The sequence below is a fragment of the Haloferax sp. KTX1 genome (assembly GCF_902410085.1).
Taxonomy (GTDB): domain Archaea; phylum Halobacteriota; class Halobacteria; order Halobacteriales; family Haloferacaceae; genus Haloferax; species Haloferax massiliensis.
The window spans coordinates 35,046-58,787 of the sequence record NZ_CABPRH010000017.1; the positions used below are offsets into that span (position 1 = coordinate 35,046).

Here is a 23,742-nt window from a genome sequence, read left to right on the forward strand (position 1 = left end):
CTCCCAACGGCATCGACGCAGGGCTCGGCTCTCGGCTCACCCCGGCTCACCGGTTCGGCGACCTGCCTTCGAGCCTCTCCGCGAGGTCCGCGGAGAGACCGGTCAGGTGGGCCGTCCCGAAGGCGGCGACCAGTAGACCGCCGAGCGTGTTGTAACACAGGTCGAGGACGGTATCGTCGAGGCCGTACTGCGTGAGTACCTCCGCGGTGCCGAACGCCCGGGCCGCGACGCTGATGTAGAACTCCAGGAGCTCCCACAGGACGCCGAACGCCATGACGAACACGAGGAGGTACGCGAACATGAACTTCGGCGGCATGTTGACGTGCGCCGTCCGCGCTTGGAAGGTTCGAGTCACGGCGTAGGCGGCCCCCGCGACGAGCGACGACGACAGCGCGTGGGTCATATGGTCCCACCACCAGACCGCCGTGTACGCGCTCAGGAAGTCGAGGCCGGGCAGCGGAAGCGTTCCCAGCGCGTGCAGGAACATCGCGACGGTAATCCAGAGGACGATTCCGACGTGCATCGTGAACGCGTATCTGCGCTCGATGACCGCCGGGAGGAGCGTCACGAGCAACCCGACCGCGGCGTTGACGGCGACGCCCGAGTTCCCGTAGAAGACGCCGACGGCGAAGATGAGAAGCATCAGAACCTGTAGCACGCGAGTGACGGCTCGCTGGGCGGTGAGCGAGACGCTCGACCCTCGTTCTTGAATCATCCCGCCACCCCCTCGTCGGGACCGCGTTCGAGGTTCGCGGCGAGTTGCCGGCGGAAGTACCAGCGGAAGACCAGCCCTGCCGTGACACCCGCGAGCAACGCCGCGGTGAAAATCACCATGAGTTCGTCGTTGGTCTCGACGAATCTCGTCCCGAGATACGCGGCCGAGGCGGCGGAGCCGACGGTCCAGAACCCGGTCGTCGCGAGCGTCGTCAGCACGACGAAGACGATTGCGAACCCCGGCGTCATCCGGACCGTCGTCGTCAGCTGGAGCGCGACGACCACGAGCATCGCGAGGGTGGCGACACTGAGACCGACGACGACGTCGCGGAAGAACGACGGTTGGACCGCTCCGACCGCGAGCGGAAGCGACGCGAGGAGCAAGAGGGGCCAAGAGACGGTCCGCGTCCAGTCCCCGTCGGTGATCGCCGGCACGACGGCGACGACGGCCGCGACCCCGGCGACTGTCGCGTGTACCAACAGGCCGTTTCGGAGGCTCAACGCCGCGATTCCGACGAGTAGCGCGACGAGTATCCAAGCGATGACCGCGTTCGTTCGCTCGGATTTCACAAACCACGCTTCGGGTAGCTGTTGACTCATGGGTAGGCACCGACCACCGAGGGAGTCCGTCCGTGGCTCCGCTCTGCGGGTTCGTACGGTACCGACTATTCACTGCGAATATTAATAAAGATTCTCGCGTCGTCGCGTGTGGTCGCCAGCGGTCAGTCGACGGCACCAGAGACGACTGGACGGGTCGGAACGCTCCGGTATTCAGCGACCGCAGAGTTTCACGACCAGTGCGCTTTCCCTTTATTGTCCGGTCCGTCGTACACCAACTTGTCGCTATGAGCACTGACACGCAGGCGGAGTCGGAGATGCCCGCCACGTCCGAGGTATCGCTATCGAACGCGCTCCAGAACGAGGGCCGGACGCTGATGGTCGTCGGCGGCCTGCTCGCAGTCCTCGGGTTCGGTGCGATACTCTTTCCCCTGCTTTCCTCGCTGAGCGTCGGACTGTTCTTCGGTGCCGCGCTCGCGGTCGCCGGGTTCGCCCACGTCGCACACGCCTTCTCGGCACCCGGCTGGAAGGGCGCGCTCGGCGAAATCGTCCTCGCCGTCGTCCTCCTCGTCGCCGGCCTCGTGATGCTGGTCAATCCCGTCCTTACGCTGGCGACCCTGACGCTCCTCATCGTCTCGTACTTCGCGGTCGAGGGCGTCGTCCTCCTGTACTTCGCGTGGTCGCTCCGGAGCGAGCGGGGTTGGGTCTGGTCCGCGGTGAGCGGCGCGCTCTCGTTAGTTCTCGCCGGACTCCTCTTCGTGGGGTTCCCCGCGACCGCCGCGTGGGCGCTCGGACTGTTATTCGGCGTCAACCTCCTCGCGACCGGCCTGTCGATGATTGTCGTCGGGAACGGCGCTAGAACGACCGATGTCGCGTCGTCGCCGTCGGTGACCCGTCCCGATACGGGTGTCTGAGGCCCCCGCGGCGCTCGACCTGGTGTACCCCTCCAATTTCTGCGCTGTTCTCGTCAGTTGACACACCGTCCGGCCTCGCTCCCTCCGGTAGTTTGCGAAGCAGAGCGGGCCGGTGTCCCGAAATAAATGTAAACGAAAACGTAGTTTCCATTACATACATAATTCTGTAAGTTCTGACGTTCCGAACAACCGCAAGAGACCGCGTTCGGGCCGACTCGGAGCGTCCACGCGGCACCGAACCGATGACTCTCGGTTATCCCCCGGCTGTTACCCCGAGCGCCGCCTCGCTGGTGTCCCGACGGGCGTGTCTCGCATCGGTGACGTACGGTCCCTCATCGCCGCGGAAAGAGCTATCTGTCGGACTCGCGTCGTATGACGTGTATTCCGCGGGTAAGCGCCCGCTCACACACTCATGCCGGAAGAACCCACCCGCGACTCGACGGCGTCGGCACCGACGGACGACTCACCGCTGGAGCGACTCGCGGCGGCGCTCCGGTCGGTCTCGTTCGAACGGGCGCGTGTGGCTCTCTGGTTCGTCGCCATCGCCCTCGTCTTTGAGCTCATCTACCTCGGCTGGCGGTTCGTCGGGACCGTCGTCATCGGCCTGTTCGTGTACTACGTCACGCGCCCGGTATTCAGACGCATCAACGCTCGCATCGAATCGCGGACCGTCGCCGTCGCCGTGACGTTGGTGACGGTGGCACTCCCGCTGCTCTTCGTGGTCGGCTGGGCGTTCGCGATTCTCGCGGGGTCGCTGAACGAACTGCTCGAATCGGACGCCTTCGGCGACTTCGAGGTGCTCCTGCAGCCCTACTTCGACTTCACCGCGCTCGTCGCCGAGACGGGGCGGTTCGTCGACGAGGTTCTCGCGGACCCGAGCCGACTCGCGGACCTCCAGTTCGGGCCGATTCTCGGCGAGATACTCGGCTCCGTGCTCTCTTGGCTTGGAGTGGTGTTCAACGCCGGTATCCACGGCTTCATCGTCCTCATCTTCGTCTTCTATCTCCTGCGGGACGACTATCGCCTCGCCCGCTGGGCGCGGGCCAACTTCATCGAAGACGGCGGAGTGCTGGACACGTACTTCACGGCGGTCGACAGCGACCTCCACAACGTCTACTTCGGCAACATCCTGAACGCGCTGTTGACCGGGGTCCTCGCGGCGGTGGTGTACACGGCTCTCAACCTCTTTGCACCCCCCGGCGTCGGGATTCCCCAGGCGGCCTTCCTCGGTCTGCTCGTCGGCATCGCGAGCCTCGTTCCGGTCATCGGCATCAAACTCGTGACCTGGCCGGTCGCCGCCTACCTCCTCGGACGCGCGCTCTGGCTGGACCCGGAGGCGCTCTGGTTCCCCGTCGTCTTCCTCCTCGTCTCGTTCGTCATCGTGGACTACATCCCGGACCAGGTGCTCCGTCCGTACGTCAGCGGGCGAACCCTCCACGTCGGAGCGGTGATGCTCGCGTACACCGTCGGTCCGCTGCTTTTCGGCTGGTACGGCATCTTCTTGGCCCCGTTGCTGTTCGTCGTGACGTTCGAGTTCGGACGGATGGTCTTCCCGTGGCTACTCCACCCGGAGCGCCCCCTCGTCGCGACACCGGGTCTCTCCGGGGAGTCGCCCGAAGGGGGACCAGAGACGAGCGCGCCGACCGAGTCGCTCCTGACGGGCGGAGTCGCCAACGACAGTTCGGCGGACGACGAGCACGTCACCGACTCAGTCGAGGGGACGAAAAGCGACCAGTAATCGACGTGGCGGCGGAGCGTCGGCTGGTCTCCCGTTCTTCGAAACCGCGGTGGCGACTGGCTGCACCCTTCGATATCGCGGTATCCGATATACCGTCCGGGGCGGTCGGTCATTTCGACCTGCCTCTCGATTCGCCCGCCGTCGTTCCTTCCACGGGCCGCCGAACAGCGTGTCCGCAGAGAGCGACACTCGAATCCACGCCGATAGTATAGCACATATCGGACACAATATTCTGCTTAGAATTGTAGTGAGTTGCTCAGCTAGTGGGAGAGTACCGGTTGATTCGCAACTGTCGCTGATATCAATTGACTAGGTTGTAAACGAGATACCGCAATAATGTTTCGATACTCGTATATTTTGTAGGTAAGTGACCAAAGACTGATTGTATGCTCAGTGCCCCACTCCTCCTCGAATACTAAACCGTCATTCCCCGACGAAGTATATGGTGGGGTAATTACAACAGCAACTACTGTACGGGGAGTAGTATTGAATGGTTAACGCATTCATATCGTGGCGTCGGTACGCACAGACAGAGTAATCGGGGCGTCAGGCCAGCTATTCAGTCGCGTTCCGGACCCCGGTCGCCGCCGCGGAGCGCTTGATTACTCTGAGGTAGCGGCTCCCGCGCTTGGGAAAGACCCGGTCGAGACTACGCGCCCGCGTCAGACTTCATCCGCGCGGCGCGTCGGTCAGACGGACTGGTGTCACTCGGTGTCGACGTACTCGTCGTCGGTGACGTGGTCCAACCAGGTGACTGCCTCGCCGTCGAGTTCCTCTTGGACGGCGATGTGCGTCATTGCCTTCTCCGGCTGCGCGCCGTGCCAGTGTTTTTCGCCCGGCGGGAACCAGACGACGTCGCCCGCGCGGACCTCCGCTATCGGGCCACCCTCGCTCTGGACGAGGCCGTAGCCGCTCGTGATGACGAGTTGCTGTCCCAGCGGATGAGTGTGCCACGCGGTGCGCGCACCGGGTTCGAACGTGACGCTCGCCGCGGCGGCGCGGGCGTCGTCCTGTGGGTTGAACAGGGCGTCGATTCGAACGTCACCGGTGAACCAGTCGTCGGGCCCTTCGAAGGTCGGGAGCGAATTGCCGTTTGTTATCTCCATATCTCGTTTCTAGTTCGTCGTCCCGTAACTTGGATTCGATGCTAATCAGTACGTTAGTTTAAATATCCCCTCGCGGCGGTCCCCGCCCGACCAAGTCGGTTGCCTCGTCCCCCGGCGAATCCGCGGAGGCCGAAAACTGACCGCCTCAGCTACCGCCCGGCGATGGGTTTCAGGGCGCTCCCATTCGCCACCGTTTGACCGATGAGTCGGTGTTCCGCCCGCCGAAGTAAATCCGACAGGGCGGGTGCCGAGATGCCGAGTTCCCGTGCGACCTCGGCCGTCGAGGCGGTCCGCGGGGCGTCGTAGTAGCCGAGCGAAAAGGCGGTGCGTATCGCCTCGAACTGCCTGTCGGTCAGGCCGAACTGCGCCCGCTCGGACGGGTTCTCGGGGTTCAACGAGATGCTGAGGAGTTCGAAGGGAAGTTCATACACCTCACAGCGGTCTCGCAGGGTGCTGAGCGCGTCGTAGTCGGCGAACACCTTCCGTTCGATCCAGCCGTCCCCGGTTATTCGCGCTTCCATCAGTACGCCCTCGAACTGCGTCGGGTCGTGCGATTCGAGCACGTCCGAGTCTCGCTCGGTGACGACCTGATAGAACCAGCCGTCCGGCGTTTCGCCGATGGGAATCACGTCGACGATATCCGATTGCTCGCTCGCCGCGGCTTCGAACGCCGCCCGCGCGTCGGCCGCGATACAGATCATAAACAGGTACCGGGAGCCCTCCAACCGGATCAGCTGCGAGAGCGAAATCTCCCGGTTCGGAAGCGCCCGAGCCAACTCGACGAGCGGGAGCGCCTCCGACGACAGGAAAATCTCTGCGACGATAGCCATACACACCATTGGGTCGAGCCGTATAACTCCTGTTCGGTCGGTTCAGCCGAACGCCGAACCGTCGAGCGAGTTTCCCACCCGACGTTCGGCGTCACGTCGATAACAGGCCTACCCGTGTAACTCCGCTGCGTGCGTCGATTCGGCGGCGATATACCCACCTCGACGGGGTTCACTTCTGACGACGACCGACGAAGTGGCTGCGACGCTGAGTATCGTCCGCAAGGTACCGAGCCTCGGTCAGGTGAACGCCCAGACCGCGGCGACGAACAGCAGCGACCCGAAGACGAAGGTGACGTCTCGGGTCCGAACCATCATGCCCTCGGTCCGGAGGGCTTGGCTCCGTTCGTCGCCCAGCGAGCGCGAGAACCCCTTCGTCTCCATCGCTTCCACGGTGACCCGCGAGCGCTTCGCCACGTTGAAAATCAGCGGATAAAACGCCTTGACCGAGAGCGTCAGCAGGTAGTAGAAGTAGCGCCACCTGAACAGTCCTTGTTTCTCGGGGACCTTACTTCGAAGGCGGAACGAGTTGATGAGCGCGTGGTACTCCTCGACGAGGAGCGGCATCATCCGGTAGCCGTACGCGATTGCGAACGTGAGCTGTCGGGGGACGCCCAGACGCAACATCCCCTTGCTGAGTTTCTGCGGGCTCATCGCCGAGAAGACGGCGAGGCTGATGACCGAGATAATCGTGAGCTTGAGGAAGAACGGGACGAGCGCCCCGACGGCGTCGATTCCGACTTCCTGACTGGTCGTGGCGGTGTGGACGCCTCGGCCGACCGCGGCCGCGACGATAGTCCCGGTCTCGGCGAACGCGCTCACATCGCCGGTCGTGACGCCTTCGACGACCCGGCCGGCGTTGTCACCCAAGTGACCCGCCGCTCGCATCGTCCCGCCGATGAGCGGGACTAACACCACGAAGAAGCCGACGTTGGTGACTTGGCCGAACAGGAGCAACGCGAGCAGGTATTTGCTGACCTGCGAGAGCGCGGCGAGCGCGAAGGCCGCCGCGAGCAGGATGGCCAGCGGGAGCGTGTCGTAGAACAGCCACGGGATAATCATGAACAGCACGGTCCACAGCAGGACGACCCGCGGGTCGAAGCTGTTCAACAGCGCGTCCTCGTTGTCGTAGGCGGTCCGCATCAAGTCGACCTTGACGTCGGCGACAGAGATGTCGGTGAGCGCGTCGACGTACTTCATCGCGTCCCTCCGTTCGGCTCGGCGTCGCCACCCACGTCACCGACACCGCCGTCTGCGAGCCCGTCGCCGTCGAGCGAACGAGCCAGCGTCTCGCACATCGCGTCGGTGCTGAGGGCGGGCGATTCCAGCCCGAGTCGCTGGCTCAGTTCGACCACCTGCGGCCGTCGCAGGTCGGTCTCGGCGAGGAGGTCCGGGTCGGAGAACACCGCCGCGGGCGGGGCGTCCGCGAGCACCTCGCCCTCGCCCATGACGAGGACGCGGTTGGCCCACGCCGCGACCAGTTGCAGGTCGTGCGAGGCGACGACGACGGTCTCGACGCGGCTCTCGGCCTTCCGGAGCATGCCGGTCACCTCGCGGCGGCTCTGGAGGTCGAGGCTGCCCGTGGGTTCGTCCAAGAGGACGACCGTCGGGTCGGTCGCGAGGCCGATGCCCAGCGACGCGCGGCGCTGTTGGCCGAGGCTCATCAGGCGGCCGTCGCGGTCGGCGAGGTGTTCGAGGTCCAGATACGCGAGAATCTCGCCGACGCGTTCGTCAACGTTCGGGGCGTCGCGGTTTTCGAGGTAGTAGGCGACGTCCTTGCGGACGGTGTCCTCGACGAACATCTCCTCGGGGTTCTGGTGGATGTAGACGGTGTCGTCGGCCAACTGTTCGGGGAGCGTCTCGCTCGTGTCGCGCCCGAGGACCGTCACCTCTCCTTGGTCCGGGGACTCCAACCCCGTCATCAACCGCAACAGCGTCGACTTCCCGGAGCCGTTGGCACCGACGAGCGCGACCCGGTCGCCCGCGTGCAGTTCGAGGTCCAGTCCATCGAGGACGCGGTTGTACCCCTCTCGAAGCGTGGGATAGCCGTGGCCGACACCGCGCATCGTCACCAGTGCGTCCCCGTCCTGCTCGCGGTCGGTCGACGCGTTGTCGGTGGCTGCGCCGGGTGTCGCTACCGTGCCGCCGTCGACCGCGGCCCGCGACTCGCGCGTCGTGGCGGACTGAAACGCCGTCGCCGCCTCGTCGACGGTCACGGGATACCGACCACTGGGCAGGGAACCCACCTCGGACGGCAGGCCGTCGGCGATTTGCGTGACCTGCGGCGGGTGGATGTCGTGGGCGAGTAAGTCGTCGAGCCTGTTGAGTCCGACCTCGACCGGTTCCTTCCAGGCGACCCCGCCGTCGGAGACGAGCACCATCTCGTCGCAGTAGTCGGCGATGAACTCGGAGTGGTGTTCGATGACGATTATCGTCTTGTCCCGCTCCTCGTTGAGTCGTCGGAGCTGTTCGTACGTCTCGCGGGCGTTTCGAGGGTCGAGCTGTGCGGCCGGCTCGTCGACGAAGATGAACTCGGGGTCCATCGCGAGCACCCCCGCGAGGGCGACGAGGTGTTGCTGGCCGCCGCTCAGCTCCCAGATGAATCGGTCTTCGAGATGGTCGAGATCGAGGGTTTCGAGCGCGCTCGTCGCCCGTTCGGCGTAGTCGTCGAGCCCGTGGTTGAGGGGAGCGAACTCCACGTCGTCGCGGACCGTCTCCTGAACGAGTTGGTTCTCGAAGTCCTGGAAGACGTAGCCGACCGTCTTCGAGAGCTCGGCGACGTCCGACTCGCGGGTGTCGGTGCCGGCGACGGTGACCTGCCCGTCGAACGTCCCCTCGAAGAAGTGCGGGATGAGGCCGTTAAACGTCTTACACAGGGTCGTCTTTCCGCTTCCGTTGCCGCCGACGACGGCCGTGAACTCGCCCGGCTCTATCGTCACGCTCGCATCTCGCAATACCGCCTCGTCGCCGCCGGGGTACTGAAACGTCAGGTTCTCCACGACGATGTTGTTACTGCTCATAAAACGAAGCGATGGGAGTCAGTCCTGCAGGCCATCGACCTTGCGCTGGCGGTAGGCGACGAGCCCGAACGAGACGACCGCCGCGATGACGATGGGCACGAACAGGAACGCTTGGCCGTACGTTTCGACGAACTCAGGCGTGAACGTGATGAGCCCGCCGCTGGTCTCGCTCAGCGTCTCGAACGCGAACGCGACGGGAATCAGCGCCACCCACGCGATGAGTCGCTTCAGAGACGTTCGCGTGAACATCGGACCGTCGCGGCCCTCGACGGGACTCATGCCGAGCAGCGGTTCGATTTTCCCGCGGAGTCGCGGGTAGAGGTACAGCGTCGGAATCGCCCCGAAGACGACGCCGGCGATGATAATCTGCAGCAGGGCACCGATTCCCTCGGTGGCCCACACGGTCTCGGGGAGCCACGAAATCGCTTCGAGTTCCTCGACGCCGACGTAGAACTTCCCGACGTCGATGAACCACGCCGCGGTCTCCTCCATCGCCTTCGCGAGGAAGCCCAGCGCCGCGATCTGTTTGACGTCTTTCGGGTCCGTGATGAGCGACATCACGAAGAACCACGACAGCGTGACGACGATGAGCCCCTCGACCGCTCCGAGGGCGCTGAAGTCGCCGATGAGAATCTCTCCGAAGACGATGCCGCCGACCGGAATCGCGAGACAGGCCCAAAACGAGCGGAACAGAAGGACGACCGACATCGCAACGAACCAGAACGGTCCGATAGAGACGCCTAACCCGCCTATCGAGAACTCCGGAAGGAGCTCCGTAATCATGCTCTGCAGACCGTGTAGCGACATGACGAGGATGAACGCCATCATGTCCCGATGGTCGAAACTGAACGCACTACCCGAGTTGTTGGACGTTGTCACCATCCGGGTGGTGGTGGTTAAGCAACCTGTTTAACCGTTGGTATGAGTATGGCGTACGACTGTATATCGAACTATACTCTGCGTATCGATCGGTGGACGTACATAGAAATCGCGGTGGTATGTTCCGCTCCGGATACCACCCGGTCGCGGCGCTCGCGGAGCGATTCGGACGCTCCTGAGCGTGACTGCCGGTCTAAAAAACCGAGCGGCGGCGACGTCGACGCCGACCGTCAGGCGTCGCTCGCGCCCACGCAGCGCTCGACGTCCGCGCGGGACTTCATCTCCAAGACGTTGTACGGGGCGTCGACGTCCGCGGCGACCGACCGGAACGACGGAAGCGGTTCGTGCGCGTCTTCGGTGCCGTCGTTGTCGTGGAGGTGTGCGACCTGAATACGGTCGCCGAACCGCTCGACGAACCGCCGGTAGTCGACGCCCGTCGCCTTCGCGTGGCCCACGTCGAGCGTCAGCTTCAGGAACTCGTCGCCGACGCCGACGTCGTCGAGGAACGCGGCGAGTCGGTCGGGAGTCGCCGTGTGCCGACGCGTCTCCGGTTTGTCGCGCTGGTTTTCGAGGCAGACCGGAACGCCCGCCTCGGCGGCGAACTCGGCGCACTCGCGGAGCGTCTGGACCGCCTGCTCGCGGGTGTGTTCGCGGACGTGGTCGGGATAGCGGGTCCGAACCGACCCCCCGTGGACGATGACGCCGCCGGCGTCGATTGCCGCGGCGAGTTCGATGGCGTCTCTCGTTGCCGCGACCGTGGCCCTCCGAAGTCGCTCGTTGACGTTCCCGGGCGCGACATCGAGGTGGGGGCCGTGGACCGTGTACGTCACGTCGAACTCCTCGGCGACCGCCCGCAGGCGCTCGGCGTCTCGCTCGTTCGCCCGAACGTCCAGATAGCCCGCGCGGAGTTCGACGTGGTCCAGGTCGAATCTGCGGAGGAACTCGGCGAACGAGGCGACTCCGTCGGCGTAGCGGATGTCCATCGACGCGCCGAACCGCGGTCGCTGGACGGGCGTCGCCTCAGACATCGACCCGGCTCGCGGGGACGAGGCGGTCGCCGCGGAGGACGGGCACGACCGACCGGGAGTCGATGGCCGTCTCGAACTCGTGGAGGTCGCGCCGCCGAATCTCGTGTTTCTGTTCGTATCGCGGTCCCTTCGCGGTCACGAGGAGGCGCGCGTAGCGCTCGCGCTCGCGGTCGGTGAGACCGTCGCCGTGGAGGTGTTCGTCGATGAGCGCCGCGCCGAGCGTGTCGTCGGGCGTCGGCTGGCCGCTCGACCCGCTGGCGACGATGGTGACCGGCCGCCCGCGGTCGTCGAGCAGGTCCGCGACCGCCGCGGCGTTCGTGTAGCCGCCGACGAACACCTCGACGTCGGACCCGCCGCGCTCGCGGAGCGTCGAGACTGCCCGCCCGCCGTTCGTGGAGGTCATCGCGGTCGGCCGCCCGTCGAGGTCCAATCGCTGGACGTAGCTCGGCGAGTTGAAGAAGTCGTAGCCGGGGTTCGGTTCGTAGTCGTCGGTCTTGCCGCCGCCGATGAGGCACTCGGGGTGGTCCTCCCGATACGCCGGTTCGTCGCCGCGCTCGTCGGTCACGTGGACGTACTCCGCGCCGAGCGCGAGCAGTTCCGCGACGGTCGCCGAGAAGTGCGTCACGTCGACCACGACGTAGTCGCCCGGTGTCGGCTTCGCCGGGATGTTCTCACAGCCCTCTATCAACGTCTCTACGAACGGCTCTGTCTGTCGTCCATCTGCGGACATAGCCCAGGTTCTCTACAACACCTACAAGTCGATTGCTAGTAGCGATATATACCGGGACGTACTATCCGTAGTTCGCTTCGCCCGCAGGCAGCACCCCGGCTGCGCGGCTCGTCACTCGCGCGTACCGCGTCGTGCGGTCGTGTAGAACCGTGTTCGTCTCGACGGATAGCGCGCTCTCGACAATCGCCTTCGACGAGGAAATAGTCAGAAAATAATACTAAAACCGGTCTGAAATTTCACAGCTACAATTACTAGGCCCATCTCGGAATCAGGCACCGACCGCGCCCTCGCTCGCGAGATAATCGAGCCGTGTCGACCGCGTTCTCGCACCACGGCTGCGAGTTCGACTCGGTCGACAGCGTCCGCTGAAAGCGGAGCGGTTATGGCTCAAGAGTACGTTTTCGAGTACAAGTGGTGTCGGCGAGTTCCTCGCTCCCTGCAGCGCGGTTCTTTGGGACGGTCGTTACAGACGTTGACTCGTCCAAACGGGTGAATATGCTGAAAAGAGCGGTTACGACGAACGGAACGAGTTCAAGATCGAATATTTATATTAGTACTATACGACTATTGATTTTCGAATACGCGGTCTCGACCCCCGGAACAGTACCGACCGCCGCTTCGCCGAAACCGACGCCGACAGCGTCTTTGACCGCCGGTCCAACGTCGAGTCGAGATGGCTTTCGCCGCCGAACGACTCACTCGACTCAAGACGCCGCTCCGGTACGCGATGGGTGCGCTCTACGTCCTCGCCGGCGTGATGCACTTCGTCGTACCCGACGCGTACGCGCAGGTCGTCCCGCCGGTCTTCCCGGCGGCGCTCGCACTCGTCTACGTCTCGGGCGTCGCCGAAATCGCTCTCGGCGTCGGCGTCGTCCTCCGCCACACCCAACGCATCGCCGCGTGGGGGCTCATCGCGCTGTTGGTCGCGGTCTTCCCCGCGAACGTCTACATGGCGACGAGCGATATCGCCCTCGAAGGCGTTCCGGCGGCACTTCGAGAGCCCTCCGACGCCGCCCTGTGGCTCCGACTGCCGCTTCAGGGCGTGCTCGTCGCGTGGGCGTGGTGGTACACTCGACCGGAGTCCGACGGCGTCGACTCGTCCCCGGGCCGGTGACCGTCACCGAGTGAATCGGTGCCGAGCCCCACGCCGTCCGGCTGTTTTCGGAACCGAACGGAACTGATTCAAGCGCGCCGGTGCGAGCCGTACCCGATGACCGAAGACGACACTCACGACCACGTCGTCCCCGGAAGCGACGAGGCCATCGATTCGGCCGACGTTCGGGGCTACGACTTCGACGGCTCGTTCGACTTCGACGAGTTCCTCGACGCGTACGCGACGACCGGATTTCAGGCGACGCAGCTCGCCGAAGCCATCGACATCGCCGAAGAGATGCAGGAGGCGGACGCGACCGTCTATCTGACGTTCACCTCGAACATCGTCTCGTCGGGCCTACGCGAGGCCGTCGCCTACCTCGTCCGCGAAGGTTTCGTCGACGTGCTCATCACCACCTCCGGCTCGCTGACCGAGGACGTCATCAAGACCGCCAAGCCGTTCAAGATGGGCTCGTGGGACGCCGACGAGGGTGCGCTCCGCGAGCGCGGCATCAACCGGCTCGGCAACATCTACGTCCCCTCCGACCGGTACGTCTGGCTCGAAGAGTACCTCTACGACTTCTTCGAGGACTTCTTCGCGGAGGAGAAGGTGCGGACGCCGACGGCGTTCGCCCGCGAGCTGGGCGAGACGCTCGACGACGAGCACTCGGTGTTGAAGCAGGCGGCCGACAACGACGTGCCGGTCTACTGCCCGGCGCTCACCGACGCCGAGGTGGGTAACTTCCTCTACTACTACCGACAGGGCTACGACAAGGACGTCGGCATCGAGATTCTCGACGACTACGACTCGCTCATCCAAAACGGCCTCCTCGCGGACGAAACCGGTCTTATCGCCGTCGGCGGCGGCGTCCCCAAGCACCACGCAATCATGACGAATCTCTTCCGCGGCGGCGCGGACTACGTCGTCTACATCTCGACGGGGATGGAGGGCGACGGCTCGCTGTCCGGCGCGCCCCCGAACGAAGCCGTGTCGTGGGGGAAAATCAAGGATCACGACACGAACTACACGCAAATCGAAGCCGAGGCGACGCTCGTCTTCCCGCTCCTCGTTGCGGGCGCGTTCAAGAACTAGCGCGCCGCCGCTCCCTATTGTCCCCTTTGTAGCGCTATGTGGGTGTCCCAACCGTCGAAACGGACTACGTTAGGCTCATAGCAATCCCCTTTAGGGGCCGGTCGTGTTGCCCGAGTGATGGTATCAACAAGGCGAAGTTTCATCGGGGGTTCTGCCGCGGCGGTGGCGGGTCTCGCCGGCTGTCTGACGACGAGCAGTTCCGAGAGTGACGCCGACGCGACGGGTTCCGGTGGCGGCGACGCGGAGACGTACGAGGTCGGCTATCGGGACTTCCAGACGAACATCGAGGCCACCGCGTTCCCCGATACGCTGTACTTCTACTGCGTGCAGTCCGGGTGGATGAACTGGCCGTCGCTGATGCAGTCGTTCGAGGATTCCTACGGCGTGGCCGTCCACGACGACGACCGCTCGTCGGGCGAGGCGCTCCAGCACATGCGCTCGCATTCGAACAACATGACGCACTCCGGGTACAACGGCGGCTACACCTACGGCATCGTCGCCCGGAACGAGGGCTTCACGCAGGCGTACAAGCCACAGGGGTGGGACAAGGTTCCTGACTCGCTCAAGACCGACGACGGCCACGTCACGGCGACCCGCCGGGTGACGACGGCCGTGACCTACCGGAAGGACATCTACGAGGAACGCGGCCTCGACGAGCCGACCACGTGGGAGGACCTGCTCCAGCCCGAAATTATGCAGGACCTCGCGCTCCAGACCCCGCAGGCGGCGGTCGGGCTCGCGGCGGCGCTGTCGGTCAACAACGCCCGCGGCGGGGGGATGGACGACCTCCAGCCCGTCATCGACTACTACGAGCGGATTCAGGAGGGCGGCGCTGAGTTCACCGACAACTTCCTCGCGCAGTTCTCCCGCGGCGAGTACGCGACGTTCATCCGATACGACTACTCCGGGCTGGACCTCAAGTACAACAACGACGAGGTCGCAGAAGAGAACGTCGGCGTCGCGCTCTTGGGCGGCGAAAACGGCAATAAGGGCGCGCTCAACATGCCGTACGGCTACGCGCTCTTGGAGGGCGCGCCGAACCCCGCGGCGGGGAAGCTGTTCATGGACTACGTCCTCTCGCTGGAGGGCCAACAGCAGTTCCTCGACGCCTACGTCAGGCCGATTCGCTCCTCGGAGCTGGAGCTTCCCGACGAGTTCATCGACCCGACCGAGTACGACCGGACCGAGTTTCAAGTCGACTACGGTCAGTTGGTCGAGAAACAGGAGGACATCATCCGAGAGATAACGCGCGGCGCGAACATCTGAGGATGTCCGACCGACACGCCGAGACCAGTCCGCACTCGACGCTCCGGGCGCTCGCGGCGCGGGTGGTCGGCGCGTTCGAGAGCGTCGCGAACCCCGTCACCGAACGAGAGCGCGAGTACCGCCGCATCGTCGCGCTGTGCGCGCCGTTTTCGGTGCTGTTGCTCGTCGCGGGGGTGTACCCCCTCTCCGAGGTCGTTCGCATCAGCGTCTCGACGGCCCAGTACCGGTCGGTCGGGTTCTCGCTCGACGCCTACGCGACGCTGTTCGGCGACCCCTACTACCGCCGAGTGGCGTTCGACTCCCTGTGGCTGACCACGGGAACGACGCTCGTCTCGGTCGGGCTCGCCGTCCCCATCGCGCACGCCCTCGAAAAGTACGACCTGCCCGGCGAGGACCTCCTCGTCACGCTCGTCTCGTTTCCCATCAGCCTCCCCGGCATCGTCGCCGCGTTCATGATTCTGGTGCTGTTCGGGAACAACGGCGTCGTCACCGCAGTCGCGGCCGCCCTCACCGGGAGTCGGCCCACCGACCTCGCCTTTGCGGTCAGCGTCCCGGGGCTGTTCGTCGCCTTCGTGTACTCGATGGTGCCGCGCGCGACGCTCATCCTCCGCGGGACGTACGCCGAACTCGACTCGGCCGCCGAAGAGGCCGCGCAAGCCCTCGGCGCGACGCCGTTCGAGACGTTTCGGTACGTCACGCTCCCGCAGATTCGACCGGGCATCACCGGGGCGCTGATTCTCACGTTCCGGACGGGACTGGCGATTTTCGGGACGCTCGTCGTCATCCAGACGCTCGTCGTCTGGACGCTCCAGCTCTCGCGGGAACTCGGCGTCGGCTACGACGTGCAGGTCGCCGGCGCGATGGCGACCGTCTACTTCGCGTTCACGTTCCTGTTCACCGTCCTCGGGCTTCGGTACACCAGCGCGGAGGTCGGCATATGACGCCGTCCCTCTCGCGTCGGTTCGGACGGTCGGCCGTGACGCTGGCCCTGTTTTCGACGGTCGCGTTCCTCATCGCGCCCATCGTGCTCACGATCGTCGCCTCGTTCGCCGCGAGTTGGACCGGCGTCCTCCCCTCCGGGTTCGTCACCTTCGAGAACTGGCGGGCGGTGCTGGGGCTCGCGGACACGATTGGGTCCCAGCGCAGTATGGGATGGAGCCCCCTGTTTAAGCTCCCGCTCGGCGGCGAGACGCTTTCGGTGTTGGTTCCGGCGGAGTTGGCGTTCAGCATCGGGCTGGCGCTCGGCGGCGTCCTCATCAACCTCGTCGTCGGCGTCCCCATCGCGTACGCGGTCGCTCGCTACCAGTTCCCGGGCAAAGAGTGGGTCAACGCCGTCTCCGTGCTCCCGCTCGTTCCGGGAGTCATTCTGGGCGTCGCGTTCCTTCGAGCGTACCCGGACCTCTCGGCGACGAGCTTCGGGCTCATCGTCGGCTACTCGCTCCTGAAAGCGCCGTTCATGGTGATGGCCGTGCAAAGCGAGTTCGAGTCGATGCCGCTGCGGCAACTGGAGGAATCGGCCCGCTCGCTGGGGGCGTCGTGGCCGCGGACGTTCCTGACGGTCATCGTGCCGAACGCCCGCTCGGGCATCGTCTCGGGAGCCATCATCTGCTGGGCGCTCGCGGCCGCGGAGTTCAACTTCTCGTACATCGTCTGGGCGAAAGGCACCCAGCCGCTGGCGCTGTTCTTGCAGCGACACATCTCGAACAGTTCGTTCACCAAGGCGGCGGCCGCCGTGTCGATGTTCTTTTTCATCATCGTCGCGGTCACCCTCCTCCTACAGCGGGTCGGTCGCCGCGGATTCGACACCAGAGGTAGCTAATGGCAGACGTGACACTAGACGCGGTCCGAAAGAACTACCACGACACGACGGCGCTGAACGGCGTTTCACTGACCGTCTCGGACGGCGAGATTCTGGGCGTGCTCGGCCCCTCGGGGTGCGGGAAGACGACGACGCTTCGAACCGTCGCCGGCTTCGAGACGCCGACCGACGGTGCGGTCAGGTTCGACGGCGAGGACGTGACGAACGTCCCCCCGGAGAACCGAAACGTCGGATTGGTCTTCCAGGAGTACGCCCTGTTCGACAACATGACGGTCGCCGAGAACGTCGCGTTCGGGCTGAAGATGCGGGGCGTCGGGAAGCGCCAGCGACGGAACCGAGCCGAGGAACTGCTCGAAATGCTCGACATCGGCGAGATGGGCGACCGCGACCCGACGACGCTCTCCGGCGGCCAACAACAGCGCGTCGGGCTGGCTCGCGCGCTCGCCATCGAGCCGAACGTCCTCCTCTTGGACGAGCCGATGACGGGGCTCGACGCCCAACTGAAGGCGCGCCTGCGGACCGAAATCGGCGCGCTCCTCGCCGAGTTGGACGTCACCGGCCTCTACGTCACCCACGACCAGGAGGAGGCGATGGTGATGTGCGACCGCGTCGCCGTGTTGAACGAGGGTCGCGTCGAACAGGTCGGCACGCCCCGAGAGATCTACGAATCGCCGGCGAACGAGTTCGTCTCGGAGTTCGTCGCGCTCGACGCGCCCGACCTCCCGTTCGTCAGTTGGTGATTCGACCGTGGCGGCGCGATATCGACGGCGTCCGAAGAGAGGTGCGGCAGTCGGTACACGCGGTCATCGCGTTCGAGTCGAAGCGTCTCGGTTCCGAACAGGCGGTCGGTGACGGTTCGGGCGCGCTCCATCTCGGCGCGCGCCTCGCCGGGGAGTTGCCATTGCGGTCCGAGCAATCGGTCGTAGCCGACGAGCCGTCCGTTCCCGACACCCTCGTCGCCGATGCGGTACTCCATCGCCAGATACCGGAACGACCGGTCGAAGACGCCCAGCGCGGTGAACGCCCCAGCGACTACCACCGCACCCCCGAGCAGTTCGACCGCGACCCCGTCGGTCGTCGCGGTGCTGAGCAGGCCGACCAGCGTCAATCCGGCTGCCAGCAGGACCGAAAGCGGAGAGCTGAGCCCGCGGACGACCCCGCCCGCGACGACCGCCGACGGCTTCGGTCGGACGATGTCTGAGCCGTCCCGCGAGCTCTCGATTCGCTCCCACTCGGGAGTGTCGGGAGCGAGTCCGAGTTCGACCGACGTGCGCTCGTCGTACGCTTCCAGTCGGTCGCGGTAGACGTCGACGATATCGGCGAGCAGTTTCACCGCGAGGACGAACGCCAGCACGAACGGCGGCGGGGCACCCGCAATGACGAACCCCCCGCCGATGAGGAGCGCCGAGCCGGTTCCCGCCATCGACACGAGCGCCGACTGAAGCGGTTGCTGCGGCGGGACCGACGCGTAGGTTCCGCTGAGGACGTACCGACCCACGTCGACGGCGCGGCCGAAGATAACGGCGAGCACGCCCAAGCCGACAGAGAGCGATTCGGCGTCGGTCATCGTCGCGCCCGTGGTCTCCCCGACACCACCGACACCGATTGCACCGAAGAGAGCCCAGCCCACGCTTCCGACGGCGAGGGCAATCAGGATGGCCGGGAGGTTCGCGACCTGAATCGACAGCGGCAGGACGGGGAGACCGATTCGACCGCGCTTTTCCGCCAGGGCACCGAACACGAGCCACGAAAAGCCGTTCGCGTCGTAGACCGGCTTGCCCTCCGCGAACAGCGCCTTCACCGCGGCACCGACGAGACACGCCCCGAGTTCGACCCAGTAGACCGCCAACAGCGCCACGAGCGACCAGTCGAGCGCGAGCACGCCGACGAGGGGCACGGCGTTGACCGCCATCAACACCGCCACTTTCGCTCGCCGCCTCTCGCTGGGAGTGAGCATTATTACTGCAGAGACATTTCGCTCGGAACAGTTAGGTGGTCTGACTCGCGTCGGGCGGTCGGAACCGCGCCTCCGCGACCGGAAAACAAGATTGATACTGTCAACTAATCATCTAGAATGCGTGCGTCCCTCCATTCGATACCTCGCCTCGCTCGTCGTCGGTCTCGTTGTCGCCGGTGTGGCCGTCTCGACCGCCGACGCGCCGGGGTTGCTCCCCGTGGCAATCGCTCCGCTGTACGCGGCGACGACCGCGCTCGTCCTCCGCCACCGCGACGGTTGGAAGCGACTCGTTCGGTTCGGAGACCAACGCTGGAGCGACCGGAAGCGGGGTGCGCTCGGGGGCGGCATCGGCGCGTTGAGTTTCTCGCTGCTGCTCGCCGTCTCGGTCCCGGCTGGCATCACCGGAATCGGGCTGATGCTCTTCGGGCAGGCGCTGACGGTCGCCGACTACGAATCGCTCCCCGAGTAGTCGCGCGCCGCCGAGGCCGGTCGAGAGCGGGCGTCATCAGATATATTCGGATGAGCGAAACGACGCATCCGATGGTCCCTCCACGGTGGTCGGCGTCGTCACCGTGGTGGTCTCCCCGTTCGGACCGCTCACGGGGTGGTCGCTCGCGTTGTTCCTGTTTTCGGTCTTCGCCATCGTCCCCAAGCTCCGGGAGCTCGCGCACCCGTGAGGCGGGTTTCGGACCTGTCGCTTCGAGGTCGGCGACGAGTGAACGGTGGTAGTCACGAGTGAGCGATGAATGAGCGACGAGTGAGGAGAGGGTTCGAGGTGAACGTGAGCGGGGATCGCGCCCGGTGGGACCGCCGCGACGGCCCGCGGACGGACTACCCTCGCGAATGTAACGAGTAGGCGATGAGGAGGACGCCGCAGAACTGGAACAGCCGCGTGACGAGCGTGAGCGGCTGCTGGTACTGGAGGCCGACGTAGCCCTGACGCAGGAGCACCGAGCCGACGAAGGCGACGCCGAACGCGACGGCCGTGAGGAGGAACAGCCCCGCGGAGAGCGCCCGCATCGTCCGGCTGTCGTGACGGCGGTAGCCGCGATAGGCCTGATAGCCGACGTAGCTCCCGACGAGCGTCGACCCGAGGGCGAGCGCGACGATGAGCCAGTCGAGGACCGCCGACAGGGTCGCCATCTCAGAGGTCCTCCCACATCCGTTTGAAGCGGTCGGCGGTGTCGGGTTCCCCCTCGCCGGGGAACGACTCGTCGCCGGTGCGCGTCAGCGACGCCTCGAACGAGCCGTCGTCTAATTCGACGGCGAACTCGGAGAGCGTGGCGGTGTAGACGCTGTAGTGGTTGTTACTGGTTCGAATCTCGGTCTGCTCGTCGAGGAGTCCGTACGCTTGTAATCGTTCCACCCGACGGTAGACCGTCGGTTTGGACATCTCACACTCGTCGGCAAGCTCTTGTGCGGACATTGGTTTGGTACTCGTCGCTGCGAGGATGTCCCGGGCGTACTCGTCGCTGAGGAGGTCGAGAACATCACCCAGCGCCGGTTCCTCACTCACGGTGGTCGAATGACTGCTCGGCGGACTAATAGGCCCACGGGTTTCCACCCCTGTTGGTCGCGGCGACCGGCTCGGGACGGGGGTGCGGTGGGGCTGTCGGGATAGCACGGTGGTTCGGATTACTGCGACGGTACTGCGGGGCAGTACGGCGATGCCGTGGAGGGACTGCCGCGTCAGCGATGACCGCGATGGGTGCCGGAGTGCTGTCAGAGGGCACAGTACGGTACTGCTCGGGAGGGCAGTCCGATATCGGTTCGGCGGGGCCCATCGCAGTTCGACCAACGCGACGTGAGATTATATAAAACGGGGGCCAGTTTCTGACCCAGAAACTCGCGCGAGTTCAGGCCGGACAGCCGACGGAGCGGCCGACTTCGACCAGGCGGTCCGTCTCGACGCCGGTCCCCCGGACGGTGTAGCCGTAGCCGTCGCAGTTCCACGACAGCGACGTGGTCGGCCCGTAGTCGAGCGTCGCCGGCCGCCCGCCGACCGTCGCGTCGCGCTCGTCGGCGTCGATATCGAGGGTGTAGTTGAACTTCGCGACCGTGAGCTCGCGGCCGCCGGCGGCGTAGCGGAGTCCGACCCCCTCGATGCGGCCGGTGGTCCGCGTGGCGTAGACCAGTTCGTACGCGGGCGGGACCGTCGGCACCGGAACAGAAATCGAACTCCGTGCTTCCACGTCGGCTCTGCTCCGGAACCACTCCGTGTTCGGCGTCCGCTTGCGCTCTACGGTCGTGTTAGCGTCGATGTCAGGTCGGAACGTGTCGGCCGACAGCGACGCGTCGAACGTCACGTTCGTATACGTCGTCGTCACCGACCGCCGGGTCCCGTCGGCCGTCCACGCGGTCTGTTTGCGAAGCGGGTAGAACCGCTCGGTGTCGAGCCACAACCGCTGGTGGTAGCCCGCCTCGCTCCGATTCGTCTCGGGCGCGATGTCGAGGACGTACGCCTCGCGCCCACCGACGGTGTCGGTCTCGACGAACTCGACGGCGTAGCTGCGGTTCGCGTCGGCTCGCGGGGCGGCACCGGCGTGCCGCGGCACGACGGGGAGCGGTGACACGCCGATGGACTGCGGGCGACCGGCGTCGTCGGTCAGCCCCGCGGCCGCGACGAGCAGTTGGAGCCGTTCGGCCGTCCGCGACTCGGCCGGCGGCCCCGTCAGTTCGATGACGGTGACCTCAGCTCCGTCTGTGTCGTGAAGCCAGAGCGTCGACCCGTTCGAGACCTGCCGGTCGTACTGTCGATTCGCGGCGCTCCGGAAGTCCACGCGCTTCCGCTCGGTCTCCGGGACGAGCGTCACGTCGGCGACGGTCCGAGACGTCGTCGTGCCGTTGGCTCGAATTTCGACCGTCTGCGTTCCGGTGAGCGTGTCGATGCCGCGGTAGCGCTCGGTCACGTTCGCGTCGACCGAGGGGTTCGCGTCACCTATCGCGCCCCCCGTCGTCCAGAGGACCGCGGAGAGCGCGACGGCGAGAAGCACGAACGCGGCGAGCGTGCGTCGATTGAGGCGGAGTGGAGGGCGGGTCATGCTGGTTGCACCCTGACAGGGAGTTCGACTGCGTGTCTGGGAGCCGACGGCTAAATACTTCTGGACGACGGGGACGGTCGAACCGACACCGACCGACAGCGATAGCTCCGTCGCGGGGGTCAGTTCGGACATCCCATCCACTCGCTCTCGTGGGATATCCGGCGTTCGTTCCGAGACGACGTTCGTGACCCAGTTTCCCGGCGACAAGCACCCGACGTCCGTGAACAAACTGGCACCCGAGTGGTTCACCCGCCGAGTCGTCGGGTAGATTAATGCACGCCTAGGTGGTATACAAGCAGTAATGTCAGACGAGTTGGTTGGATTGTTCGAACACGTCGAAGCCGACCTCATTCTCCGAGAGTTCTTTCAGGAGGTGACCGAATACGCGATATTTCTCCTCGACGCGGACGGGTTCGTGGCGACGTGGAACGAGGGTGCGAAACGGATAAAGGGCTACGAGCGAGCCGAGATTATCGACCGCCATCTCTCCGTGTTTTACCCCGACGAGGGCGACGGCACGTCCCCCGAGGCGGTGCTCTCAATTGCCGAATCCGAGGGGAGTTACGAGGAGAAGGGGTGGCGCGTCCGGAAAGACGGGTCGCTCATTCTCGCGCACGTGACCGTCCGCGCGCTGAACGACGACGCCGGGGAGCTCAAGGGCTTCACGAAAATCGTTCGGGATATCACAGAGACCTACGAGTACCGACAAGAGTTGGAGCGAAGCCGAGACCGACTCGAACGCACCGAGCAACTGGCCGATATCGGCGGGTGGGAAGTCGACTGCGAGACCGACGACCTACAGCTGACCGATGGAACCAAACGGCTGGTGGATATCCCTCCCGACGCGGAACTGACGCTCGACGAACTCAGAGACCACTTTCACGAAGACGACCACGTGATTATCGACGGGGCTATCGAGGGCGCGCGAACCGGCGGCGAGCCGTTCGACATCGAGATGCGAGTGATAACGGCGACGGGGCGAACGCGGTGGGTCCACGTCCGCGGCGAGTCGACGGGCGACCGGATGAACGTCCGCGGTGCGGTGCGCGATATCTCGGACAGAAAGGAGCGCGAAGAGCGACTCATGGTGCTGAATCGAGTGATCCGCCACAACCTTCGGAACAACCTCAACATCGTCAGCGGATACGCGCGGGAGCTTCGTCGGGACCTCGACGGGGTCGATATCCCGGCGCTGGGCGATGGCGACCACAAACGGTTACACGAGACGCTGGAGAACGTCAGCGAGACGACCAAGGGCATCGACACGGAACTGCGGACGCTCGACAAGTTGGTCGACGCGGCGAGCCAGTTCTCGGCGGACGCGATGGTGTCGAAGACGAACCGAATCATCGAGAACGCCGACGGGCTCATGTCGACCGGCGAGAAGGCTCGTCGATTCGAGAGCGTCGTAAAGGAGGACGCCGACAGACGCCCAGTTCGCGTCGACGACGTGTTCACCGACCTCAAGCAGACCTACGAGCCGAAATACCCCGAGGTAGAGATTCGACTCGAATCGGGCGAACAGACCGTACTCGCGGGCGAACACTCGCTGTACCTCGCGCTCGACGAACTCGTACAGAACGCCATCGTCCACAACGACGAGGTCTGTCCCGTGGTTGCGGTCGCGTCGCGCCGCCTCTCCGGCGAGCGAGTCGCAATCACGGTCGAGGACAACGGCCCCGGCATCCCGCGGACCGAACGCGAGATTCTGAAGCGCGGGAAGGAGACCCCGCTGGCACACGGGAGCGGGATGGGGCTGTGGACCGTCCACTGGTTCGTCACGCAGTTCGACGGCGAAGTCTCTATCGCGGATCGCGACGAACGCGGGTCGTCGGTCGAAGTGAGGCTCCCCACGCCGGAGAACTGACGACTGATTCGGACCGCGCACCCCGTTCTGCACGGACGGAGAACTCGGGTCGACAACGACGGCGTTCTGGATTACGGTGGGATGATGAGGCAG

23 protein-coding genes are annotated in these 23,742 nt (G+C 65.2%); 10 read left to right on the forward strand and 13 right to left on the reverse strand.

The annotated features are described in order from the left end of the window. Positions 1–46: 46 nt before the first annotated feature. Both FY251_RS19110 and FY251_RS19115 read right to left on the reverse strand, forming a co-directional pair. On the reverse strand, positions 47–715 hold the full coding sequence (locus tag FY251_RS19110) for a hypothetical protein (protein WP_148416589.1): 669 nt from the start codon (positions 713–715) through the stop codon (positions 47–49). Continuing rightward, positions 712–1,314: a hypothetical protein gene (locus FY251_RS19115; protein WP_148416590.1), complete on the reverse strand. Its 603-nt coding sequence runs from the start codon at positions 1,312–1,314 to the stop codon at positions 712–714. Before FY251_RS19115 ends, FY251_RS19110 begins: the two co-directional genes overlap by 4 nt. A gap of 245 nt (positions 1,315–1,559) precedes the next feature. Between FY251_RS19115 and FY251_RS19120 the strand changes: the two genes are divergently transcribed. Both FY251_RS19120 and FY251_RS19125 read left to right on the forward strand, forming a co-directional pair. Further along, positions 1,560–2,186 carry an HdeD family acid-resistance protein gene (locus tag FY251_RS19120; protein WP_148416591.1) on the forward strand — a complete coding sequence of 209 codons (627 nt, stop codon included), beginning with the start codon at positions 1,560–1,562 and terminating at the stop codon, positions 2,184–2,186. 412 nt (positions 2,187–2,598) lie between these two features. After that, positions 2,599–3,924, forward strand: coding sequence for an AI-2E family transporter (locus tag FY251_RS19125; protein ID WP_255516756.1), 1,326 nt, complete (start codon positions 2,599–2,601; stop codon positions 3,922–3,924). A 704-nt stretch (positions 3,925–4,628) separates the two neighbouring features. Here the strand turns inward: FY251_RS19125 and FY251_RS19130 are convergent. The 7 genes from FY251_RS19130 to FY251_RS19160 form a co-directional block, all read right to left on the reverse strand. Beyond that, on the reverse strand, positions 4,629–5,030 hold the full coding sequence (locus tag FY251_RS19130) for a cupin domain-containing protein (protein WP_148416592.1): 402 nt from the start codon (positions 5,028–5,030) through the stop codon (positions 4,629–4,631). A gap of 149 nt (positions 5,031–5,179) precedes the next feature. After that, entirely contained in the window at positions 5,180–5,860 is a 681-nt protein-coding gene (locus FY251_RS19135; protein WP_148416593.1) for a helix-turn-helix domain-containing protein, read from the reverse strand. Positions 5,861–6,097: 237 nt separating this feature from the next. After that, positions 6,098–7,057, reverse strand: a complete 960-nt coding sequence (locus tag FY251_RS19140) for an energy-coupling factor transporter transmembrane component T (protein WP_148416594.1) — start codon at positions 7,055–7,057, stop codon at positions 6,098–6,100. Further along, positions 7,054–8,877 (reverse strand): ABC transporter ATP-binding protein, encoded by a 1,824-nt coding sequence (locus tag FY251_RS19145; RefSeq protein WP_148416595.1) that lies wholly within the window; start codon positions 8,875–8,877, stop codon positions 7,054–7,056. Before FY251_RS19145 ends, FY251_RS19140 begins: the two co-directional genes overlap by 4 nt. Before the next feature lie 18 nt (positions 8,878–8,895). Then, complete coding sequence (locus FY251_RS19150) at positions 8,896–9,759, reverse strand: hypothetical protein (RefSeq protein ID WP_255516757.1); 864 nt, start codon at positions 9,757–9,759, stop codon at positions 8,896–8,898. 227 nt (positions 9,760–9,986) lie between these two features. Next, on the reverse strand, positions 9,987–10,784 hold the full coding sequence (locus tag FY251_RS19155; protein ID WP_148416596.1) for a sugar phosphate isomerase/epimerase: 798 nt from the start codon (positions 10,782–10,784) through the stop codon (positions 9,987–9,989). Next, positions 10,777–11,514 carry a 2-phosphosulfolactate phosphatase gene (locus FY251_RS19160; RefSeq protein WP_148416597.1) on the reverse strand — a complete coding sequence of 246 codons (738 nt, stop codon included), beginning with the start codon at positions 11,512–11,514 and terminating at the stop codon, positions 10,777–10,779. The genes FY251_RS19155 and FY251_RS19160 overlap by 8 nt, the downstream gene beginning before the upstream one ends. A 673-nt stretch (positions 11,515–12,187) precedes the next feature. Between FY251_RS19160 and FY251_RS19165 the strand changes: the two genes are divergently transcribed. The 6 genes from FY251_RS19165 to FY251_RS19190 all read left to right on the forward strand — a co-directional run bounded on the left by FY251_RS19165 (position 12,188) and on the right by FY251_RS19190 (position 17,524). After that, entirely contained in the window at positions 12,188–12,628 is a 441-nt protein-coding gene (locus FY251_RS19165; protein WP_148416598.1) for a DoxX family membrane protein, read from the forward strand. 96 nt (positions 12,629–12,724) lie between these two features. Then, complete coding sequence (locus tag FY251_RS19170; protein ID WP_148416599.1) at positions 12,725–13,699, forward strand: deoxyhypusine synthase; 975 nt, start codon at positions 12,725–12,727, stop codon at positions 13,697–13,699. 162 nt (positions 13,700–13,861) lie between these two features. Next, positions 13,862–14,965 (forward strand): extracellular solute-binding protein, encoded by a 1,104-nt coding sequence (locus tag FY251_RS19175; protein WP_187367454.1) that lies wholly within the window; start codon positions 13,862–13,864, stop codon positions 14,963–14,965. 2 nt (positions 14,966–14,967) lie between these two features. Then, positions 14,968–15,906, forward strand: a complete 939-nt coding sequence (locus FY251_RS19180; protein WP_148416601.1) for an ABC transporter permease — start codon at positions 14,968–14,970, stop codon at positions 15,904–15,906. Beyond that, a complete protein-coding gene (locus tag FY251_RS19185; protein ID WP_148416602.1) occupies positions 15,903–16,784 on the forward strand; it encodes an ABC transporter permease in 882 nt (293 codons plus the stop codon). The genes FY251_RS19180 and FY251_RS19185 overlap by 4 nt, the downstream gene beginning before the upstream one ends. After that, the gene (locus FY251_RS19190) at positions 16,784–17,524 is read left to right on the forward strand and encodes an ABC transporter ATP-binding protein (RefSeq protein ID WP_148416603.1); all 741 of its coding nucleotides are present in this window, start codon (positions 16,784–16,786) and stop codon (positions 17,522–17,524) included. Before FY251_RS19185 ends, FY251_RS19190 begins: the two co-directional genes overlap by 1 nt. On the opposite strand, the gene FY251_RS19195 is transcribed toward FY251_RS19190, so the two are convergent. Further along, positions 17,446–18,741, reverse strand: coding sequence for a DUF6498-containing protein (locus tag FY251_RS19195; protein ID WP_222847848.1), 1,296 nt, complete (start codon positions 18,739–18,741; stop codon positions 17,446–17,448). The genes FY251_RS19190 and FY251_RS19195 overlap by 79 nt on opposite strands. A gap of 121 nt (positions 18,742–18,862) precedes the next feature. Between FY251_RS19195 and FY251_RS19200 the strand changes: the two genes are divergently transcribed. After that, the gene (locus FY251_RS19200; protein ID WP_148416604.1) at positions 18,863–19,210 is read left to right on the forward strand and encodes a hypothetical protein; all 348 of its coding nucleotides are present in this window, start codon (positions 18,863–18,865) and stop codon (positions 19,208–19,210) included. A 362-nt stretch (positions 19,211–19,572) separates the two neighbouring features. Here the strand turns inward: FY251_RS19200 and FY251_RS19205 are convergent, their stop codons facing one another. The 3 genes from FY251_RS19205 to FY251_RS19215 all read right to left on the reverse strand — a co-directional run bounded on the left by FY251_RS19205 (position 19,573) and on the right by FY251_RS19215 (position 21,782). Continuing rightward, on the reverse strand, positions 19,573–19,884 hold the full coding sequence (locus tag FY251_RS19205; protein ID WP_148416605.1) for a hypothetical protein: 312 nt from the start codon (positions 19,882–19,884) through the stop codon (positions 19,573–19,575). Position 19,885: 1 nt separating this feature from the next. Next, positions 19,886–20,257 carry a helix-turn-helix domain-containing protein gene (locus FY251_RS19210; protein ID WP_148416606.1) on the reverse strand — a complete coding sequence of 124 codons (372 nt, stop codon included), beginning with the start codon at positions 20,255–20,257 and terminating at the stop codon, positions 19,886–19,888. Between the two features lie 340 nt (positions 20,258–20,597). Continuing rightward, positions 20,598–21,782, reverse strand: coding sequence for an outer membrane lipoprotein carrier protein LolA (locus FY251_RS19215; protein ID WP_148416619.1), 1,185 nt, complete (start codon positions 21,780–21,782; stop codon positions 20,598–20,600). Positions 21,783–22,083: 301 nt separating this feature from the next. On the opposite strand from FY251_RS19215, the gene FY251_RS19220 reads away from it, so the two are divergent. Continuing rightward, entirely contained in the window at positions 22,084–23,649 is a 1,566-nt protein-coding gene (locus FY251_RS19220; protein ID WP_148416607.1) for a PAS domain-containing sensor histidine kinase, read from the forward strand. Positions 23,650–23,742 lie beyond the last annotated feature (93 nt).

What these genes read in the sequence shown, in the direction of transcription:
- FY251_RS19190 (WP_148416603.1), top strand. Translation starts at nt 16,784, where the DNA reads ATGGCAGACGTGACACTAGACGCGGTCCGAAAGAACTACCACGACACG.
- FY251_RS19215 (WP_148416619.1), bottom strand. Translation starts at nt 21,782, where the DNA reads ATGACCCGCCCTCCACTCCGCCTCAATCGACGCACGCTCGCCGCGTTC.
- FY251_RS19205 (WP_148416605.1), bottom strand. Translation starts at nt 19,884, where the DNA reads ATGGCGACCCTGTCGGCGGTCCTCGACTGGCTCATCGTCGCGCTCGCC.
- FY251_RS19180 (WP_148416601.1), top strand. Translation starts at nt 14,968, where the DNA reads ATGTCCGACCGACACGCCGAGACCAGTCCGCACTCGACGCTCCGGGCG.
- FY251_RS19115 (WP_148416590.1), bottom strand. Translation starts at nt 1,314, where the DNA reads ATGAGTCAACAGCTACCCGAAGCGTGGTTTGTGAAATCCGAGCGAACG.
- FY251_RS19125 (WP_255516756.1), top strand. Translation starts at nt 2,599, where the DNA reads ATGCCGGAAGAACCCACCCGCGACTCGACGGCGTCGGCACCGACGGAC.
- FY251_RS19185 (WP_148416602.1), top strand. Translation starts at nt 15,903, where the DNA reads ATGACGCCGTCCCTCTCGCGTCGGTTCGGACGGTCGGCCGTGACGCTG.
- FY251_RS19220 (WP_148416607.1), top strand. Translation starts at nt 22,084, where the DNA reads ATGTCAGACGAGTTGGTTGGATTGTTCGAACACGTCGAAGCCGACCTC.
- FY251_RS19160 (WP_148416597.1), bottom strand. Translation starts at nt 11,514, where the DNA reads ATGTCCGCAGATGGACGACAGACAGAGCCGTTCGTAGAGACGTTGATA.
- FY251_RS19140 (WP_148416594.1), bottom strand. Translation starts at nt 7,057, where the DNA reads ATGAAGTACGTCGACGCGCTCACCGACATCTCTGTCGCCGACGTCAAG.
- FY251_RS19170 (WP_148416599.1), top strand. Translation starts at nt 12,725, where the DNA reads ATGACCGAAGACGACACTCACGACCACGTCGTCCCCGGAAGCGACGAG.
- FY251_RS19130 (WP_148416592.1), bottom strand. Translation starts at nt 5,030, where the DNA reads ATGGAGATAACAAACGGCAATTCGCTCCCGACCTTCGAAGGGCCCGAC.
- FY251_RS19135 (WP_148416593.1), bottom strand. Translation starts at nt 5,860, where the DNA reads ATGGCTATCGTCGCAGAGATTTTCCTGTCGTCGGAGGCGCTCCCGCTC.
- FY251_RS19155 (WP_148416596.1), bottom strand. Translation starts at nt 10,784, where the DNA reads ATGTCTGAGGCGACGCCCGTCCAGCGACCGCGGTTCGGCGCGTCGATG.
- FY251_RS19110 (WP_148416589.1), bottom strand. Translation starts at nt 715, where the DNA reads ATGATTCAAGAACGAGGGTCGAGCGTCTCGCTCACCGCCCAGCGAGCC.
- FY251_RS19145 (WP_148416595.1), bottom strand. Translation starts at nt 8,877, where the DNA reads ATGAGCAGTAACAACATCGTCGTGGAGAACCTGACGTTTCAGTACCCC.
- FY251_RS19195 (WP_222847848.1), bottom strand. Translation starts at nt 18,741, where the DNA reads ATGCTCACTCCCAGCGAGAGGCGGCGAGCGAAAGTGGCGGTGTTGATG.
- FY251_RS19150 (WP_255516757.1), bottom strand. Translation starts at nt 9,759, where the DNA reads ATGGTGACAACGTCCAACAACTCGGGTAGTGCGTTCAGTTTCGACCAT.
- FY251_RS19165 (WP_148416598.1), top strand. Translation starts at nt 12,188, where the DNA reads ATGGCTTTCGCCGCCGAACGACTCACTCGACTCAAGACGCCGCTCCGG.
- FY251_RS19120 (WP_148416591.1), top strand. Translation starts at nt 1,560, where the DNA reads ATGAGCACTGACACGCAGGCGGAGTCGGAGATGCCCGCCACGTCCGAG.